Here is a 20,796-nt window from a genome sequence, read left to right on the forward strand (position 1 = left end):
TAGGGCTGTCACCAGGCCAGACTCCATCGGGGCGACAAAAATAGTCAGTCTGACCAATCTATTGCAGCGTCAGCACCGAACAACTACGCAAGACACTGCACAACGAGCGACCAAATTACGGGAGGGGCGTTGTGAAGCGAGCCTTTAGCGGTACAAGCATGCCTGAAACCATCGGCATCGGCCAGGATCTGGTCGTCCCAGAGTTCACCTTGGGCAACGAGGACAGGCCGGCACCAGAGGCCCCTACACAACCGTCATTCCCGATGACCGCCGCTCAGCGCGGGATCTGGTACGCCCACCAGTTCGATTCCGAGGTTCCGCTGTCGGTGTCGGCTTATGTCGAACTGCGCGGGCCCGTGGACCTCGACGTACTGGCCGACGCCGTACACAAGACCGCCCGAGACACCGAGTCGGCGCTGCTGCGTGTTATCGAGACCGACGACGAGCCGGTACTGACCGTCGATCGCGACCGCGAGGTCGAGCTCGGCTACGTCGATCTTCGCAACGATGCCGATCCCCATGCCGCAGCTCTCAATTGGATGAAGACCCACCGACTCAAACCGGTGGATCTGGTCACCGACCACTTGCTCGAGACCTACGTACTCCAAATCGCCGACGAGCATGTGATCTGGTACTGCTGGGGTCATCACCTGGCCTTCGACGGCTACGGGGCCATGTTCATGCTCACCGCCGTCGCCGCACACTACGGTGCGATCGTCGAAGGGCGCGAGTACACACCCCCCACCTCCGCCTCGATGCTGCACATCTCCGAGATGGACCGCGAGTACCGCACATCAGAACGGTTCGAGACCGACCGCCAGTACTGGAAAGACCAGCTCGACGCCATCGACCCCGACGTCGCCGCGACCGCGCGGGCATCACTCACCCGCAGCGAGGTGCTGCGGCGTGGCGCCGAGACCGATGACCTGACCGCCGCCCTCACCGCCACCATCGCCTCTTCTGAGCTCAGCGAGGAACTCGCCGCGGACCTGCGTGCCGCGGCCAAGGCCTGTGGCGTGCGACCGGCCTCTGCGATCACTGCCATTGTCGCCCTGTACCTCTCCGGATTGACCGGCCGGAATGAGACCGTCATCAGTCTCCCCGTGGCCGCGCGCACCTCGGACATGCTGCGCGTGAGCGCCGGGATGACGTCCAATGTCCTGCCCATCGAGGTCCCCGCCGATCCGTCGATGACGATCCGTGAACTCTTCGCCCAGGCGAACCTGCACATCAAACACGGCCTCAAGCACCAGCGCTTCCGCCACGAGGACATCAACCGGGAGCTGCTCGGCGACACCGGCACCGAGCGGGACTTCTACGGGCCGATGGTCAACGTGATGCTGTTCTTCAGCCACATCGACTTCGGATCGGTCAGCGGTGAAGTGCACCTGCTGTCCACCGGGCCTGTCGAAGATCTGTCGTTCAACGTCTACGAGAACTTCGGCAATCAGCACATCATGCTCGACCTCGAAGCAAATCCCAATCGGTACTCGCCCGACGAGGTCCATGATCACCACCGGCGTATCGAGGCACTGCTCACCGACATCGTCCGCGGCGACCTCGACCGCACCATTGCGCAGGTCAGCACCGTACCCGCCGACGAGCGCAGACAGCTTCTGCACGTCTGGAACGACACCTACCGGGAGTTGCCGGCGCAGACGCTGACGGAGCTTCTGGATGCGGCCGCCGAACACCACGCCGATCAACCCGCCCTTCAGGCGGCCGAGACCGGCGCGCACCCACTCACGTACGCAGAGCTGGCACGGCATACGAACCGCCTTGCACGACGTCTCATCGCGGAGGGTGCGGGGCCTGAGTCGGTGGTGGCGGTGACGTTGCCCCGCAGCGTCGAACAGGTGGTCGCCATCCATGCGGTCATCAAATCCGGTGCCGCGTATCTACCGATCAACCCGGACGACCCTGCCGACCGCATCGAGCACATCCTGGGCACAGCCGCTCCGTCGATCGTGCTGGTCGCCGCCGATCAGCAGGCTCCCGAGACCACCGCGACCGTTCTCCACGTCGGCCTCGACGACACCTCGGACGTCGACCACCGGGCGATCACCGACGCCGACCGCCGCGCACCCTTGCGACCGGAGCACCCCGCGTACGTGATCTTCACCTCGGGTTCAACCGGTAAACCCAAGGGCGTCACCGTCAGTCATCGAGCGATCACAAACCGGCTGCAGTGGATGCAGCACGAATATCACATCGACCAGAACGACCGTGTCATCCAGAAGACCCCGGCCACCTTCGACGTATCGGTGTGGGAGTTCTTCTGGCCTCTGGTGGCCGGCGCGCATCTCATCGTGCCCACCCCTGACGGACATCGGGATCCGTGGTACCTGCGCGACGTCATGTCGGCACATGCCGTGACGGTCGCTCACTTCGTTCCTTCGATGCTCGCGGCCTTCGTCTCCGCGTTCGAGTCCGATCCGCAGACCGCAGACGGTCGCGATGGGCTCGACAACCTGCGGCTGGTCTTCACCAGTGGCGAGGCCCTCGCCACGGCGACTGCTGTGCGGTTCCGCAGCGTCAGCAATGCTCCGGTCAACAATCTCTACGGTCCCACCGAAGCCGCCGTCGACGTCACCTTCGAGAACGACAGCGCCTCGAGCACCGGCGCCTCCGTACCGATCGGTCGCCCGGTGTGGAACACCGCGGTGTATGTACTCGACCAGCAGCTTCGCCCCCAGCCTGTCGGCGCAGTCGGCGAACTGTACTTGGCCGGAACCCAACTGGCCCGTGGATACGTCGGACGCCCGGACCTGACGGCCGATCGGTTCGTGGCCGATCCCCATCAGCCGGGTCGACGGATGTACCGCACGGGCGACCTCGTCCGGTGGCGTGCAGACGGCACTCTCGACTACATCGGGCGCAGCGACTTCCAGGTGAAGATCCGCGGTCAGCGCATCGAACTCGGCGAGGTCCAGGCAGCGCTGACCTCCGCCGGAGGCGTCGGCGAGGCCGTGGTGGTCGTCCGCGTGGATCCGGGAACAGGCGATCCCATGCTCGTCGGCTACATCACGCCGTCGGGCGGAGCATCCCCCGACACGGTCGACATCCGCCGCGCACTCCGAAGGACATTGCCCGAGTTCATGATCCCGTCGGTGATCGTGGAACTCGACCAGATCCCCACCACGTCGAACGGCAAGCTCGACAGCCGAGCGTTGCCGGATCCAGTGTTCATCCCCACCCAGGACGCGACGGTCGCCCCTCGCGACGACCTCGAACTCGCACTGTGCCAATTGTTCTCGGGCATACTCGGACGAGAGACCGTCAGCGCCGAGGCATCATTCTTCGATCTCGGGGGCAATTCACTGCTCGCCACCAAGATCGTCGCCCGGTTGACCGCGCTGGCCGGCCGACGTATCGGCATCAAGACCCTGTTCGCGGCACCCACCCCTGCGGATCTGGCCGAGGCGTTGCGGGACATGGGCGTCGACGAGTCACTGATCCGACCCGATCGCGCCGTCACCACCATCAAGGCGGTCACCACCGATCACACCCGGATCCCGCTGTCGGCGGCCCAGCAGCGGGTGTGGTTCATCAACCGGTCAGATCCGGAGTCGGGCGCCTACAACATCCCGTTCCGCCTGACGCTTCGTGGCACGCTCGACCACGACGCACTGGCACAGGCACTGGTCGATGTAGCCGAACGTCAGCAGGTGCTGCGGACGGTGTTCCCACTCGACGACGACGGACCGTTCCAGCGCGTTCTGCCGGTGGACGAGGTGGACCTCGACCTCGCCGAGACCGACGTCAGCCGATCGGACGTCGAACGCGTGAGCCGTGAGCTGGCTGGTGAGGGCTTCGACCTCGGTCAGCAGGTCCCGATCCGTGCGCGACTGCTGCGCATGTCCGACACCGAACACGTGCTGGTTGTCGTCCTGCACCACATCGCGGCCGACGGCCTCTCACTTGCCCCGCTCGCGGGCGACCTGTCGATCGCTTACACCGCCCGCTCGGCCGGTCACCGACCCGACTGGCAGCCGCTACCGGTGCAGTACAGCGACTTCAGCATCTGGCAGGCCGAGCAGCTGGCCGATGACAACAGCCCCGATTCCATTGCGGCGCAACTACGTTACTGGTCGCTCACGCTCGCCGACATGCCGGCGCAGACCGATCTCCCGACAGACCGGCCGCGGCCGGCGAGCCCCACGATGCGTGCCGGTGGCCACACCGTCGAACTCGATGCCGACGTGCATCGCGGACTGCTCACTGCCGCGCAGGCGCCGGGCGAGCAGACGCTCTTCACCGTTGTCCACGCGTTGATCGCGACGTTGCTGCGCCGGATGGCCAACGACGACGACGTCGCGGTGGGCACACCGGTGGGTGGTCGCGGCGACGACGCACTCGACCAACTGGTCGGCATGTTCGTCAACACCGTCGTACTGCGCGCATCGATCAGCAAGTCGGACAGCTTCGACGATCTCGTATCCCGCCTGCAGGCCATCACGGTCGATGCACTGGCACACGCCGACGCCCCGTTCGAACAAGTGGTGCAGGCCGTCAATCCCGACCGGTCGAACCCAGCACATCCGCTGTTCCAGGTGAGTATTGCTCTCAACGAGAACACCGACATCTCCCTGGAACTGCCGGGTCTCACCGTGTCGGCTGCACCGATCAGCGCCGGGGTCATCAAGTTCGACCTCCAGTTCACCGTCACCGAGCAGTACACGGCGGACGGCGAGCCGGCCGGCCTTGATGTCGAGATCGACTACGCCGCAGAACTGTTCGACCACGCGACGATCCGCACACTGGGCAAACGACTGCAGCAGGTCGCCCGCGGCGTGCTCGCCGACCCCACCCGGCCGATCGGCGACATCAACATTCTCGGTCGCGCGGAGGAGATGGCGCTTGTACCGGCCACCGGTCCCACCCCACGCCGCGCGCGGGTGCTGCCGGACATCCTCGCCGAGGCGGTCTCGGTCAATCCCGACGCGGTCGCGGTCCGCGAAGCCGGCCGCGAACTCACCTATCTCGAACTCGACACCCGCTCGGACGCCCTCGCGCACCTCCTCATCGCGGAGGGCATCGGCCCGGAAGACTTCGTGGCCATCGCGGTCCCGCGTTCGCTCGAATGGATCATCGCGCTGTGGGCCACCGCCAAGACCGGCGCTGCCTGGGTGCCGGTGGATCCGCGGTATCCGGCCGAGCGCATCGACCACATCCTGGCTGATTCGGGGGCGAAACTGTGCCTCACCGTGCGGAACTCGCCGGTGGCGCCCCCTGGTACCCCCGCGATCGCAGTCGACCACCCCGAACTGCTCGAGCAACTGCGTACAACTCCGGACAACCCGGTCCGGTCACACGACCGGGTCGGCCCACTGACACTGGACAACCCTGCGTATCTCATCTACACCTCCGGGACCACCGGTGTGCCGAAGGGTGTGGTGGTCAGCCATCACGGCCTGGTCGACTTCACGTCCGAACAGGTGCAGCGGTTCGGTGTCGAGACCGACAGCGTCACACTGCACTTTGCTTCGCCGAGCTTCGACGCCTCCGTCCTCGAGGTCCTCATGGCGGTCGGCGGAGCCTGACCATGGTGATCGCTCCGCCACATGTTCTCGGCGGCAACGAACTCCAGGACGTGCTCGCCGACCAGTCGGTCACGCACGCGTTCGTCACGCCGTCGGTGCTGGCAACCATGGAATCGGACGCCCTGCCTGCCCTGTCCACGGTGATCGTCGGTGGCGAGCATCCCAACCCCGAGGTCATCTCTCGATGGGCCCGTGGTCGTCGGTTGTTCAACGCGTACGGCCCCACCGAAGCCACCGTCGCTGCCACCATCACCGACCCGATCGCACCCGATGAGACCCTGAGCATCGGCGGGCCGGTGCGAGGCATGGATCTGCTGGTTCTGGACGAACGGCTTCAGCCGGTACCGACCGGCGCCGTCGGCGAGCTGTACCTCGCCGGCGGACACCTGGCGCGCGGATATCACCGTCGGGTACGGCGCACGTCGGAGTCGTTCCTGGCCAACCCATTCGGGCGCGACGGCGACCGCATGTACCGCACCGGCGACCTCGTGCGCTGGACATCGGCCGGTGAGCTGGAGTTCCTCGGGCGTGCCGACAGCCAGGTCAAGGTGCGTGGATTCCGGATCGAGCTCGGTGAGATCGATGCCGCCCTCATTCGTGATGACCTGGTGGCCGAGGCCGTCACGGTCGCCCGGCCGGGCCGCGACGGCACCACGGAATTGGTGTCGTACGTCAGCCCGGTGACCGCCCACACCTTGCAGGCCGATTCGCTGCGAGAACGGTTGTCAGCTCAACTCCCGGGTCATATGGTGCCGCGCTCCATCATGGTGATCGATCGGCTGCCGGTGACCCCCAGCGGGAAGATCGACTACCGGGCGCTTCCCGAACCGTCGCGTTCCGCGGACAGCCCGACCGACAACGGCGGCGGACCGCGCGGCCTCCGCGAGCAGCAGATCGCCGCCATGTTCGCGCAGGTGACCGGCCGCGATGCCGCCACCATCGGCCGCAGCGAAGACTTCTTCGAGATGGGCGGCAACTCGCTGATGGCCACTCAGGTGGTGGCGCGTCTCGAAGCCCTGCTGGGACGCCGCGTCCCGGTCCGTACCCTCTTCGACAACCCCACCATCGCGCGACTCGCACGGGCCTGTGCAGCAGAGCCCGGCGACGACGCGGCCGCACCTCTGCCCGAACTCGTGGCCCGTGAACGCCCGGCGTTCGGGCGTGACTCCGTTCCCGCGCTCGCCGCCTCACGACTCTGGTTCCTCAATCGACTCGAACCCGAATCCGGCGCGTATAACATCGCCTTCGCCGTCACCTTGCGTGGCGCCCTGAATGTGGCAGCGCTCGAACTCGCACTCACCGACGTGGTCGCCCGCCATGAACCCCTGCGCACGATCTATCCCGAGGACGACGGCAGGCCACAGGTCGAGGTGCTCGAAGCCCCGCGGTTCGAGTTGCCGGTCGCCGAATCGGCAGGCGATCAGTTGGCCGAGCGGCAAACAGCATTGGGCGTCGAAGGATTCGATCTGCGCACCTCGCCGCCGATCAGGGCCGAACTCGTCCGCACGGATGTCGACACCCACGTGCTGACGATGGTGATCCATCACATCGCCGCCGATGGCTGGTCGCTGCGTCCCCTCGCAACCGATCTCGCGGTCGCATACGAAGCGCGGTGCGCGGGACGAACACCCGACCTGGCCCCGCTGCCCGTTCGTTTCCGTGACTTCGCCGAGTGGCAGCGGGCTGCACTCGGGGACGACCAGGATCCGAGCAGCCGGATCAGCGGTTTGCTGACCTGGTGGCGCGACACCCTGTCAGGGGTGAGCCGGGAGTCGATTCTCGCTCACACCGAAACCGGCGAACACGGCAGTGGAACGGTCGACTTCGAGGTAGCTCCTGAGGTCCTGGACGGACTGTCCAGCGTCGCCCGCTCGCGTGACGCAAGCCTGTTCATGGTGATGCACAGCGCGTTTGCCGCGCTACTCCACCGCCTGAGCACCCACTCCGACGTCCATCTCGAGGGCGCCGATTCCGATGTGGTGATCGGTAGCCCGGTCGCCGGACGCGACCACCCCGATCTCGCCGACCTGGTCGGCATGTTCGTGAACACCGTTGTGCTGCGCACGCCGGTGACGTCCGGTGCGCAATTCACCGAGCTCATCGACCGCGTTCGCGACTCCGACATCGACGCGTTCTCACATGCCGACGTTCCCTATGACCAACTGGCCACCGCTGTCGCGGACGACCGCCGCCAGCAGGATCCCCTCGTCCGGGTCGCCCTGGCGTTTGCCGACGAATCCGGCCCTGCCCTCCAGCTCGGCGACCTGATCGCCGACGTCACAGAGATCGACACCGCGGGAACGCGTTTCGATCTGGAGCTCCGGGTCACCGGGCACATGATGCGGCTGACCTACGCGCGGGACAAATACCCCGCAGCCGTCATCGAAGCCATGGCGCAGCGCTTCGTCCGCGTCCTCGAGAGCGTCGTCGCAGACCCCGAGATCACCATCGGCGACCTCGATGTGCTGACCGAAAACGAGTGGCCCGAGGGTGTCGCCGCGGGAACCGACGAGGCGGGCAATGCATGGTCGGACCAGCAGACCCTGCTGCCCGATCTGCTCGCCGATGCCGTGAGCCGCAACCCGGACGCGCCCGCGCTCGTCTTCGACGCGGGCCAATGGCCGGCCTCCGAAGCCGGTTCGGGCACGCTGACCGACGACGGTCGCCAGGTGCTCACCTACCGGGAACTCGACGAATGGTCGAACCGTTGGGCCCGTTACCTTCTCAGCCTGGAGATCGGACCCGAGGACATCGTTCCCATCGCCCTGCAGCGGGGTGCCACCTCGGTGGCCGCGATGTGGGCGATCACCAAGACCGGCGCAGCTTTCTTGCCGGTGGACCCGGGTTATCCGGCTGAACGCATCGAACACATGGTCACCGACAGCAAAGCCGTCGTGGGCCTGACCGATCAGGCGACCGCGCATGATCTTCCCGTCGGTGTCCGGTGGATCAGCCTGGACGGCCAGCTCGGTGCAGCCGTGGACACGATGAGTGGTCGTCGACTCACCCGTCACAGGTGGGCCCAACCGGACAACATCGCGTACGTGATCTACACGTCGGGCTCCACGGGAGTGCCCAAGGGCGTGGCGGTCACCCACCGTGGTCTGGCACCGCTGGCGGCCGAACAACGTGAGCGGTACGGGGTCGACAGCGATTCGCGCACCCTGCATTTCGCGTCCCCGAGCTTCGATGCATCGATGCTCGAACTGCTGCTGGCCGTCTCGGCCGGTGCCACCATGGTCATCGCCCCACGAATCTATGGCGGGTCCGAACTCGAGCAGTTCCTGCGGTCGCAGCGCATCACCCACGCGTTCATCACACCCGCGGCCCTCGCCACCGTTCCGAGCGCAGATCTGCCTGATCTCCGCACACTGGCGGTGGGCGGCGAGGCATGCGGTCCCGACCTCGTCCGTGCCTGGGCCCCCGGACGCACGTTCCTCAATGCCTACGGTCCCACCGAGACCACTGTCGTGTCCGTGATGGCCACGATCAACGGTGACGACAGCCGGCCTCTGCCGAGCGGACCCATTCCGATCGGCACGCCCGTACGTGGTGAGGGCGCAGTGGTTCTCGATGCCGCACTGCGGCCGGTGCCGGCGGGTGTGCCCGGCGAGCTGTATCTCAGCGGGGCGGGTCTCGCACGTGGATACGTTCGGCGTGCGGGTCTGACGGCCACGCGGTTCGTCGCGAACCCCTACGGCGAGCCGGGCGGATTGCTCTACCGCACAGGCGATGTGGTGACGGTGAACCCAGACGGCGTGATGACCTACCTCTCACGCAGTGACAACCAGGTCAAGCTCCGTGGGTTCCGGATCGAGCTCGGTGAGATCAACACCGCACTCACCGCACGACCCGACATCCGCTTCGCGGTGACGGTGGTGCGCGGGCGCGGGGAGGGTGCCACGCTGGCGAGTTATGTCGTCCCCGTCGACGGCGAGGTGGATCTCGACGACGTGAGGCGCCACCTGCAGGCCCGACTACCGCGCCATCAGGTGCCTGCTTCGATCACTCCGATCGACTCGATCCCGTTGACCCCCAACGGCAAACTGAACAGCGCTGCCCTCCCAGAGCCCGTGGTCGGCGGGACCGACACCGAGCGTCGCCCCGTGGCGGGCGATGCCCAGGAGGCCCTTGCCACGTTGTTCGCCGAGGTGCTCGGCGTACCGGCCGACCAGATCGGGGCAGACGACGACTTCTTCGAACTCGGCGGTACCTCGCTGACCGCCACCCAGTTGATCAGCCGGATCAACCGGGCATTGGGTACCGAACTGCCGGTGAGGGTTGTCTTCGACCATCCGACGGTCTCCGACCTCGCCGGGTTTGCCGCAACCGGAGGCGTGGCTGCGGACCGAGGTGCGCGAGCGACGCTGAGCCACCGCGACCACGCCACGTCGGCACCGCTGTCACTGGCGCAGCGGCGCCTGTGGTTCCTCTCCCGCACCGATCCGGAGTCGGCGGCGTACAACGTGCCCTTCGCGGTGGAGTTCCACGGCGAATTGTCCGTCGACGCACTGCATTCGGCGTTGGTCGACCTGGTCGAGCGGCACGAGAGTCTGCGGACGCTGTTCCCCGAGGTCGACGGGGAGGCCACCCAGGTCCCCGAGCCCGACGCCGCGAAGGTGATCGGTCACCGGTTGCTGGTGGAGAATCACGACACCGCAGACCTGGAAAGCCTGGTCTTGACCACCGCTGCACAGGGTTTCGACCTGTCGAATAAGCCGCCCATCCGCGTCCGGTTGCTGCGTACCGGGCCCCTGAGCCACACCCTGGTGGTGGTGCTCCACCACATCGCCGCGGACGGATGGTCGTTGCCGACGCTGCTCGGTGATCTGATGCTCGCCTACCGCGCGCGCAGCTCGGGCGAGGCACCGCAGTTCGATCCGTTGCCTGTCAGCTACATCGACCACACCCTGTGGCAACACACCACCGTGGGTTCACCCGACGATCCCGGCAGCGCTGCGGCCCGGCAGATCGACTACTGGCGAGGTGTACTCGCCGATGCCCCGGTCGATTCCACGATCCCTTCGCAGGGAGAGACAACCGCCGGTCTCGATGCCGCCGCCGCACACAGTGGCGGACACACGGTGCTGACCATCGACGATGATCTGCGCGGCGCCATCGCGGAACTCGCACGCCGAGAAGGTGTCAGCCCATTCATGCTGATGCACGCCGCGCTCGCGGTTCTGATGTACCGCATGGGTTCGGGGTCCGATGTGCTGATCGGCACCCCCGTGGCCGGCCGGTTCGAGCCCGAATTGCAAAGGGTCGTGGGCATGTTCGTGAACACCCTCGCTCTGCGCAGCACACTCGATCCAGCGGCGTCGTTCATCGAGCTGTTGTCGTCGATACGCGAAAGCGATCTCGAAGCACTCGCGCACGTCGACGTACCGTTCGACGACGTCGTCAGCGCCGTCAATCCTCAGCGGGTGCCCGGACGTCATCCCCTCTTCCAGGTCGCTCTGTCGGTTCACGACTGGTCCGAGACCAGCCTCGGCGGCAACCTCGATGCCGGCGCCGGACTTCTGGCCCAGGTCACCGAGGTCGACACGGAGTCGGTGAAGTTCGACCTGCAGTTCACCGTCACCGGCATCAACCCCGGCGCCGAAGGTCAGGCGCGGATCAAGATGACCTACGCACGGGCGCGCTATGACCAGCGGACCGCCGAGGCAATCTCGGCGCGATTGATCCGTGTTCTCCGGGCGGTCACCGACTCGCCGACGATGCCCGTCGGCGACACACCCGTCACCGATTTCGTCGAGGAGGCCACCCTGGCCCCGGTGCGTGGTCTGCCCGCCCCGAAGCCGAGGTCACTGGTGGAGCTGTTCACCGCGGCGGTCAACGACAATCCCGACGGCACCGCGCTGATCGACGCGCACACGAGTGTGAGCTACCGGCAGGTCGACACCCGATCGAACAAACTGGCCAGGCTGTTGCTACGTCGCGGACTTGGCCCGGATTCGTTGGTGGCCATGGCGATTCCGCGGTCGGTGGACGCGATCATCGCGACCATCGCCATCAGCAAGACCGGCGCGGCATTCCTGCCGGTTGATCCCACATACCCGGCAGGCCGCATCGAGCACATGCTCGCCGACAGCCGGGTGCGCGTGGGTATCACCATCGAGCAGTACGCCCAATCGATGCCACCTGCGGTGGACTGGTTTGTTCTCGACGACTCCGCGGTGCAGGGGGCGACCGTCTCGATGTCTGCACTGCCCCTCACCCCGGCCGAGGTCGGGCACGGTACGCGGCACGATCAGCTGGCGTACATCATCTACACCTCCGGTTCCACCGGGAGGCCCAAGGGTGTGATGGTGCCCCATCGAGGTCTGGCGGCCGTGCACGACGAGCTGAAGGCGAAGATGTCGCCCGAATCGGCCTCGCGGGTACTGCATTTCGCATCGCCGAGTTTCGACGCGTCGATCCTCGAGATGTTGCTGGCCATCTCGGGGCGCTCCGCGCTGGTGGTCAGTCCGACCGATGTCTTCGGTGGCGATCAGCTTGCCGACTTCCTCGAGCTCGGCGCGGTCACCCACGCCTTCATCACGCCCGCGGCACTGGCCAGTCTGGATCACCGGCGGGTCCGCGGACTGCGCACCATCGCGGTGGGTGGCGAGGCATTCGGCAGCGATCTGGTCCGCCGGTGGTCCGCTGACCGGTTGATGCTGAATGTGTACGGCCCCACCGAGACCACCATCATCACCACCAGCAGTGAACCGATGGCGCCTGACACCCCGATCACGATCGGGGCGCCCAACCGCGGCGTCCGGGCGCTTGTGCTCGACTCCCGCCTGCACCCCACCCCGGTGGGGGTGGCCGGTGAGCTCTATCTCATCGGAGATCAGGTGACCCGCGGCTATTTCGGGCGCCCCGATCTCACATCGGCACGCTTCGTTGCCAATCCGACCGGTGTCGGTGGCGAGCGGATGTACCGCACCGGTGACGTGGTGCGCTGGACGGCAACTCGCACACTGCAGTACGTCGGCCGCAGTGACGATCAGGTTCAGGTGCGCGGGTTCCGCGTCGAGCTCGGCGAGATCGACGCCGTCTTGTCCGGCCTCGAGCAGGTACAGCATTCGGTGACCATCGTGGACAACGGTGAGGAAGCGGGCCATTCCGCCCGGCTGCTCAGTTATGTGGTGGCCCATGACGGTGCGGACGTCGACACCGCCGCTCTCCGCGACAAGCTGGCCCACAAGTTGCCTCGTCACATGGTGCCGTCGGCGATCACGGTCATCGACGCGATGCCCCTGACACCGGTGGGCAAGCTCGACAAGAACGCGCTTCCCAAACCGGAGTTCTCGTCCGAGCCCGGACGCGAACCGGCACCGGGAACGGAAACCATTGTGGCTCAGGCCTTCGCCAAGGCCCTAGACGTCGAATCGGTCAGCGCTGTCGACGGGTTCTTCGATCTCGGCGGCAACTCGCTCCTGGCCACCAAGGTGATCGCGACACTGCGCGACGAGGCCGGTATCGCGGTTCCGGTCGGCTGGATGTTCAGTGACTCGTCCCCGGAGGAGCTCGCGGCACGGATCGACGAGCAGGGCGCCGACGGCGATCCCGCTGACACCGGGTCCGCGCCGGGTATCGACCCGGCGCTGGCTCCGCTGATCGGCCTGCGGGCGCAGGGAACCCGGGCTCCGCTCTTCGCGGTGCACCCGGCGCTCGGTGTCGCGTGGAGCTACACCGCACTGCTGCCGCATCTCGATTCCGACCGGCCGCTCTACGGGCTGCAGAACCCGGCGCTGTCGGGCGGTCCCCGACTTCGGTCGGTGCCCGACCTTGCCGCGTACTACCTACAGCAGGTCCAGGCCGTGCAACCCGAGGGCCCGTATCACCTGATCGGCTGGTCGCTGGGCGGTTCCATCGCACATGAGATGGCGGTGCAACTACGGGAGCAAGGCCACCAGGTCGAGACGCTGATGCTGCTCGATTCGTACGTGATCCCCGGCCGTCCCGAGCTCGATGTGACACCGTCGGTCGGAGAGTTGCTGACGGAGTTCGGCTTCGGAGACGGTGAGCTGGCCGGTGATGCGGGCGGCGACATCGGCATCGACGAGGCGACCGAGATCATCCGCGCCTCCGAGGGCCCGTTGGCGCATCTGTCGGTATCGGATCTCGAGTCGTTGTACGACGCTTACGTCGCTGCGACTGCGGTGGCCCGCGAGTGGACACCGCGGGTGTACGACGGCGCAGCCTTGTTCGTCACAGCGTCGGAGGATCCGCCACCCGGACGGCCCGCTGTCGATGACTGGCGTCACCACGTCACCGGGGACATCGGGCACACCGTCGCCCACTGCCGGCACAGCCAGCTGCTCGACGGCGATCACGTCCATCCAGTCGCCGGGGCACTCGGCGATCACCTTGCAACACTTGATGAAAGGACCAATGATGATCAATCCATTCGATGACGAGCGGGGCACCTTCCGCGTCCTGGTCAATCACGAGGGCCAGCATTCGCTGTGGCCCGATTTTGCCCCCGTCCCGGGCGGGTGGACCTCGCAGCACGGGCCGTCCGGACGCGAGGAATGCCTGCAGTTCGTGGAACAGAACTGGCGCGACATCGCGCCGGCGAGCTTGACGCGATCCATGCCCGAACGCAAGGCCGTCGCCGCTTCGGCTCGCGACGGCGAGTGGTGGATCAATGGGTGAGGAAACGCAGACGCATCTCGAAGACCCTGTGAACGGGGTCGACGGTGGCGCGCCGGAGAACACGGTGGACGACGGGTCCGAGTTCGCCATCGAGGTATCCGGTCTGTTCAAGACATTCGGGAGCCGTTTCGGGCGCGGCGCATCCCATCAGGCACTCGGCGGTGTGGATCTGAAGGTGCGTCGTGGAACGGTGCACGCACTGCTCGGGCCCAACGGCGCGGGCAAGACCACCACCGTGCGCATCATCTCCACCTTGCTCAAGCCGGACGCCGGTTCGGTCCACGTTCTCGGTATCGATGCGCTCGCGCATCCGGCGCAGGTGCGCCGCAGCATCGGCGTGTCCGGTCAGTACGCGGCCGTCGACGGCAACCTCACCGGCTGGGAGAACCTCCGGATGGTCGCGCGTCTCTACGGGATGACCAGGCGCGCCGCCGGCACCCGTGCCGACGAACTGATCAACGACTTCAGGCTCGAGACCGCGCGCGACCGCCCGGCGCGCACCTACTCCGGTGGCATGCGTCGCCGTCTCGACCTGGCCGGCGCGCTGATCGCGCAGCCCGGTGTGGTGATCCTGGACGAGCCGACCACCGGACTCGACCCGCGGGGGCGACGCGAGATGTGGGCTCTGATCAATCAGCTCGTACGCGGCGGCACCACGGTGCTACTGACGACCCAGTACCTGGAAGAGGCCGACGCACTGGCCGACACCATCACCGTCATCGATCGCGGTGAAGTGGTCGCCTTGGGCTCGGCCGCCGAGCTCAAGGCGGCGAGCCAGTCGACGGTGCTGACCGTGGAGGTCGGGCTCGACATCGACCGGGATCTGGTGCACCGCGTCCTGTCTCAGCACGGATCTTCCGAACCGCACGGAACGGCACACTCCACCGAGTGGCAGGTTGCCGTCAGTGACGGGACCGCCAGCGCCGCGACGATCATCCAGGCCCTGTCCGACGTCGGAGTGACGGTGCACGACTTCTCCGTGGAAGCACCGACGCTCGACGACGTGTTCCTTTCCCTCACGTCCAATCCCACGCCCGATCCCGAGGAGAACGCCGCATGACCGCGACCACCGAGGCCCGATCCGCCAGGACCGGCGCACCGCGTGCCGCCTCCTCGAAATCCACACCGACGATGTCCGGTGGCGGACTCTTCTCCGACAGCTCGGTGATGGCCGGACGCAACCTGCTCACCATCCGCCGCGTTCCGACCCTGCTGGTCTCCGCAACCGTTCAGCCGTTCATGTTCGTGTTCCTCTTCGCGTACGTCTTCGGCGCGACGTTGGGCGGTGCGTCATATCGTGAGTTCCTGATGGCCGGCATCTTCACGCAGACAGTCGTTTTCAACTCGGCCTTCACGACCGTCGGGCTGGCAGGCGATCTGCAATCGGGCTTGGTCGATCGGTTAAGGACCCTGCCCATGTGGTCGCTGGCGGTAGTCCTCGGCCGAACGCTTTCCGATCTCGTGGTCAGCATCGTCAGTGTTGCGGTGATGGCCATCACCGGACTGGTCATCGGGTGGCGAATCCGCGGCAGCTTCGCCGACGCTCTACTCGCGCTCGGTTTGATCCTCCTGCTCGCCTTCGCCATGTCATGGGTGGGCGCCTTCACCGGATTGATGGCCCGCAACGTCGAGGTGGCGCAGAGCGTCGGCTTCGTGTGGATGTTCCCGGCGACGTTCCTGTCGAGTGCGTTCATCTCGGCTCAGAGCCTGCCCGGACCACTCAAGGCGATCGCCGAATGGAACCCGATCACCGCAGTGGCCACGGCAGCTCGTGATCTGCTCGGCAACTCCGCTCCCCGGACTTCCCGCAGGCCACCGGATGGGTTGCCGATCACGCCGTCGCGTACTCGCTCATCACCTCGCTGGCGATCCTGCTGGTGTTCGTCCCGCTGTCGCTGTGGCGCTATCGGACCGTCGCCAGCCGCTGACCACAACCGACTGTCAGTAGTCCGCCTCCGCGGCCAGGATCTCCGCCAGGAACGCGTCCGGCCCTGGCTGATCGAGCCGGCGGCGGGCGAATACTCGCACCCGGTCCCTGGTTTCGCGTGTCTCCTCGACGGAGACCCCGACCGTGACCGACGTTGATGACCAGTCGTGGGACCATGCCCGGTCGTCGTCCATCGGCTCACCGTCGGTGTCCACCAGCGGGACACTCGCCCGGCCGTCGGATCCCAGGACCGCCGAGCCGCTGACACCGTCGGCGCGCACCGACACATCGATGCCCGCCGGGTTGGCGCCCGGCACCACCGCCGCCGCGACGATCACGGCGGCAGCCGGGTCGGCTCGCACGTACCAGTCGACGGTGTCCTCGGCAGCATCGAAGATTCCCGCAGGCACACCACCCCAGCGAATCGTGTCGGTGCCGGCGGCGATCGCATCGCTTCGAGGCGCCGAACCACTTCCCGCTGCCAGGGCGTAATCATCCTGACGTCCCGATGGCGGCGTATCGAGTGCGTCCATGTGCGCAGTGAGTGCCGAGAGCTCAGCCCACTCTGACCGGTGAACCGGATCGCCGATCCCCACCTCCTCCACCAGGTCCACGCATCGACGCACCATCTCGACCACACGTGGATCGCCCGAACGCACATGTTCGGTGAGCGCTGCGGCGTGTGGCGAGAGCAGTTCGGCGACACCAGAATCGATGGTGTCGTCGGTGAAGAAGATCTCCGCGGCGGAGGTGAGAATCGCGATCTCCGCGTCGAGCAGAGGCAGGTCGAGAGCGGTGATGCCATCGCCGACACCGGCAGGCCACCATCTGCGCAGCCAATGCCCCAAGGCGAGTCGTCTGGGGATCTCGACGGCCTCTGTATCCACGTCGATGCCGTCGAGTTCGATCGCCACCGCGGAGTCAGTCGGGCCCTCGGTGACCGCCGCGACCGCGACATGGCCGCGTTCACCGACCACCCGCCACAGCCAGTCGGCACGGGATGCATCGGTGAACTCGATCTGCGGCGAGTTCGGCTCATCGAGCGTCCATGACATCACCGCGCCGCTCACCTCGAGCACCGTCACCAGGGGTAGTGCACGCTCCACATTGCCGGTGGTCCAGAGCCCCGACTCGACTCCGATTTTCATGACACGACTCTCACGGGGCCACCTCGATCTCGGACCCGCGCACGTTCGCCAGCATGGCCTTGATCCGCTGGCGCTGGTCCAGACTCGCCGACCGGGCGACCCCATCGAGCAGTGATCGGATGTCCTCGACATCGTCGCAGGACTCCTGCCAGACATCGCGACCGTGCAGCCGGGCCCACAGCCGGCCGAGATACGGGCGACGAAACGCGCGTAGGTCGTCGACCACCCGCTGCTGACGCGGATGAACCGGGGCGCCGGCGGCAAGGCACCGGCGGGCGTGCAGCACGTAGGCCTCCTTGCGCAGCCGGGCCTGGATCAGCGCCGCCAATCCGTATCGGGCGCTGTGTTTTTCGTCCAGCGGCATCAATTCCACAGCCACCTCGATGCCGGCGAGAAGAGTTGCCTGGATGTCCTCTGCGAGCAGACCCCAGGGGGAACACGCCCGGTCCACCTCCTCGGCACACAACAGCGGGATGTCGGGGAGTTCCTCGCGGTCGAGCGCTCGACGCAGTGTGGCGCGGACACGGTCGACCACGGCCCGGTCGAGCGGCCGCTCGCCGGAGGACCTCTCCGTCAGATGCGGACGTCGTTGCGGCTCAGTAGATGTCAGACCGAGGTCGGTCAGCCGCCAGGGCAACGCCGCAGGATCGACCCGAGCGCCCGCCCCCAGGTTGAACGGTGTGTCATCGGCGACCAGGGCCGTCCACACCCGTTGCCGTGCCGCCCGCGCCCGATGGTCGCCCGTCTCCGCCAGTACGGTGCTCAATCCCGCCAGGAACGGCCCCGTGATCGCCCCACCGGGACGCACGTCGCGCCAGCTCCTCTCCAGTTGTCGAGTGAGGGTCGAGATGGTCTGGGACGCAGCCAGATGCTTGTCCAGAGCTGCGGTCGCGGTACGGTCCCGATCCGAGTGAATGTCCCGTAGGACGGCATCGGCGACAGCCTCCGCGTCCCCCGTCGGTGCGCCGCGGGTGACGGCCAGCTCGTACGAGACCGGGAAATAGAGTTCCTGCACGTTACCGGTGGTGATGCGCAGCCGCCTGCGACTCTTCTTGAGCACCTCGAACCACTGTGCGGTGCAGAGCAATTGCTCGCCGTGCGCGATGATCACGTCATGTAGGTCGCGCGCCACGTCGGGGGCGAGGATCGCCGCCGAGAACTGAGGATTCGCACGAAGCCGCAGGACCAGCGGATCGAGAATACGTTTGACGGTCCGGCGCAGCGGGTCACCGTCGGTGCCGCTGAGCACCTCCACACCGGGACCGAGCCCGCGCCAGGCCTCGTCGATGACCGCCCGACGTGGGCGGGCGAGGGCGACCTCCGTCGCCACGTCATACCCGGTAGTCACCAGGTGATGCTAGACGAGGCACTGTGCGCTCGACCAGAGCCGCGTGGCTCGATAAGTTGGGTTCGGTAGCCGGCACCTGCAGTGAGTCTTGTTCCATGAAACAAGCACCCCACCCCGTTACTGGTCCGATCTCAACTCCCGCAATGGCGACCTTGGCGTCGTGCGCGACGATCGCGCTGATCGTGACCGTTGCATTCCTCCTGCCGAGCGCCACGGTGTTCTTGGTCGGGGCCGTTTCGCTCGCCGGCGCGGCTCTGGTGTCGGTCGGCGAGATGCGACCGTCGTCCCGCATGAGCCTTCGCTCCCACCACGAGCCGAACTCCATGCCTGTGGACGAACCGGGTATCGGTATCGCAACAGTCCATGCCGTCCAGGAAACGCCACCGGTCGGTGACAGGGCTTCGGTTGACGACAAGGCCTGGGTTGACAGGGCCGCGGCCCCCACGATCATCGTCGACGTCGAAACGGTGTCCGGACAGCACTTTCGGGGACATCTGAATCATCACGCGTTCGATGCCGAGGGCTCACGCGCCACCCTGTGGCCGGGTGTGGTGCTCGCCGTTCGTTTCGACCCGGAGCGACCGACCGAAGTCATCCTGGCCGACGACATGACCGCAGCGCGAGCGGCATTCGACACCATGCTGATCCGTAAGGGATTGACCACGGCGGACAAACTCGACCTCATCCGGCGGGGCGTCAAGTCACGTGCGGTGGTGACGGCGATGAAGCCGACCGGCCGGGTGTGCGAGGACTACCGTCAGGTCGAGCTCGACGTGATCGTCAACCGTCCCGAAGGTGGCCAGTTCCCCGCACACGAGGTGACGTTCATCCCGGCTACATCCGTGGCGAAGGTCGAACCCGGCAGCATCATCGACACCTACTACCGCTCCACTGATTACTCCCATGTCGCGGTCTGCGTCCCACGCAGTTGAGCCGGCACAGCACCGACCTCACGCTCCGCGATCGGGCACTGCGAAGGTGACCAGGGATGCCCAGAACACCGGGTGCGCAGTGACATCCCCCGATCGCCAGCGTCTCATCTGCGCACGCTGCCACCGGCCGAGTACCACCACCGGGTCATCGCTCTCGTGGGCGCTGTCCACAGCTGCGATCAACTCCCCCATGGGATCGATGGCGGTATCGCCTTCGGCGAGGCTTCGATATCCGGCTGTTGTCGACAGCGACCACAACGTCGCCGTCACCAGCTCCGATCCGGCCAGGATCATGGCCGCGACCAAACCGTTCGGCTCGTCGAAGCGGTGATCGGTGCCAGATGCGCACGCCACCAAGGCCACTCGCGGCGGCATCGGCCAGCGCCCGGTATCGGCGAGGATGTCGGCGGCCGTCCACGGTCGATGACTGCCCACCGGATCCGCCAGCCCGGGGTGCAGAGCTGTACACGACAGGTGCAACGCCGAACGCTCGGCGTAGCCCACCTCGCTCGAGGCTGCACTGGCATGACCGACGAACAGCATCCTGCTCGGCTTGTCCTGCAACACAACCGACAACCAGTTCCGGTCCGTGTCGCGGCGCCTGAACAACTCCACCGTGTCCGAAACCGGCGGATACACGGTATGGCGCGCCAGTGCGCCGGCGAAGTGTTCTGACACCAGCTGTCCGGCGACGGTCTGCCCAACACCGAACCCAGAGGCGAGGAAGGTGTCTGCCCGGGCACGCGGGGATCGAGGATGAGAACCGGAGGTGAGGTGCGGCGCTCCTCCCAGCGCGCCGGGCTTCTCTGGGCGTTGACGATGTTCGCCGGGGGCGACATCACGAGATCCACCAGTTCCATCAACCGATAACCCTCGGTGTACGCGGTGAGATCGTCTGCCTTCCAGGGCAGTCGCGCGAGTACCTCCCCGGTGGCCAACACAGCCCCGGCCTTGGCGCGCACCAACTGGTCGGCGGTGGGATATACCGATGGCAACGCGAGCAGGGCGAACGGGATCTGTGCCAGCCGCGCGGTGGGAGTGAGATGTAGAACCGGGCGAACGGCCGCCACACATTCGAGCAAAAGAGACCATGCCTGTTGTGAGAGCAACAGCAGCCCGAGATGGTACGACGCACGCAACTCGGTCGACGGATCGGCAAATGGGCCCGACAGGAGTGACCGCTGAAGGGCATCCACCATCGTCTCGCCGTCGCGCGGCGAGGGCAGTGCATCGGCCACCTGCTCGATCG

General features: G+C 66.6%; 8 protein-coding genes and 1 pseudogene. 6 read left to right on the forward strand and 3 right to left on the reverse strand.

Translation table 11 applies throughout. From position 1 onward, the window contains the following. Window positions 1–158: 158 nt before the first annotated feature. The 5 genes and pseudogenes from MVA47_RS22130 to MVA47_RS22150 all read left to right on the forward strand — a co-directional run bounded on the left by MVA47_RS22130 (window position 159) and on the right by MVA47_RS22150 (window position 16,120). Window positions 159–5,543: a non-ribosomal peptide synthetase gene (locus tag MVA47_RS22130; protein ID WP_281504847.1), complete on the forward strand. Its 5,385-nt coding sequence runs from the start codon at window positions 159–161 to the stop codon at window positions 5,541–5,543. Window positions 5,544–5,545: 2 nt separating this feature from the next. Beyond that, entirely contained in the window at window positions 5,546–13,951 is an 8,406-nt protein-coding gene (locus tag MVA47_RS22135; RefSeq protein WP_281504848.1) for an amino acid adenylation domain-containing protein, read from the forward strand. After that, on the forward strand, window positions 13,932–14,192 hold the full coding sequence (locus tag MVA47_RS22140; RefSeq protein ID WP_281504849.1) for an MbtH family protein: 261 nt from the start codon (window positions 13,932–13,934) through the stop codon (window positions 14,190–14,192). The genes MVA47_RS22135 and MVA47_RS22140 overlap by 20 nt, the downstream gene beginning before the upstream one ends. Next, the gene (locus MVA47_RS22145) at window positions 14,185–15,252 is read left to right on the forward strand and encodes an ATP-binding cassette domain-containing protein (RefSeq protein ID WP_247209886.1); all 1,068 of its coding nucleotides are present in this window, start codon (window positions 14,185–14,187) and stop codon (window positions 15,250–15,252) included. Before MVA47_RS22140 ends, MVA47_RS22145 begins: the two co-directional genes overlap by 8 nt. Window positions 15,253–15,323: 71 nt before the next feature. Then, window positions 15,324–16,120: pseudogene (locus MVA47_RS22150) on the forward strand (ABC transporter permease). Window positions 16,121–16,133: 13 nt separating this feature from the next. Here MVA47_RS22150 and MVA47_RS22155 read toward each other — a convergent pair. Continuing rightward, a complete protein-coding gene (locus tag MVA47_RS22155; protein ID WP_247209887.1) occupies window positions 16,134–17,267 on the reverse strand; it encodes a hypothetical protein in 1,134 nt (377 codons plus the stop codon). Between the two features lie 10 nt (window positions 17,268–17,277). After that, on the reverse strand, window positions 17,278–18,615 hold the full coding sequence (locus tag MVA47_RS22160; RefSeq protein WP_247209888.1) for a hypothetical protein: 1,338 nt from the start codon (window positions 18,613–18,615) through the stop codon (window positions 17,278–17,280). A gap of 143 nt (window positions 18,616–18,758) precedes the next feature. On the opposite strand from MVA47_RS22160, the gene MVA47_RS22165 reads away from it, so the two are divergent. Continuing rightward, window positions 18,759–19,547 (forward strand): hypothetical protein, encoded by a 789-nt coding sequence (locus MVA47_RS22165; RefSeq protein ID WP_247209889.1) that lies wholly within the window; start codon window positions 18,759–18,761, stop codon window positions 19,545–19,547. A gap of 18 nt (window positions 19,548–19,565) precedes the next feature. Here MVA47_RS22165 and MVA47_RS27340 read toward each other — a convergent pair whose 3' ends face one another. After that, window positions 19,566–20,225 carry a hypothetical protein gene (locus MVA47_RS27340; RefSeq protein WP_374474293.1) on the reverse strand — a complete coding sequence of 220 codons (660 nt, stop codon included), beginning with the start codon at window positions 20,223–20,225 and terminating at the stop codon, window positions 19,566–19,568. Between the last annotated feature and the right edge of the window lie 571 nt (window positions 20,226–20,796).

The sequence above is a fragment of the Williamsia sp. DF01-3 genome, from assembly GCF_023051145.1.
In the GTDB taxonomy this organism is placed as follows: Bacteria; Actinomycetota; Actinomycetes; order Mycobacteriales; family Mycobacteriaceae; genus Williamsia.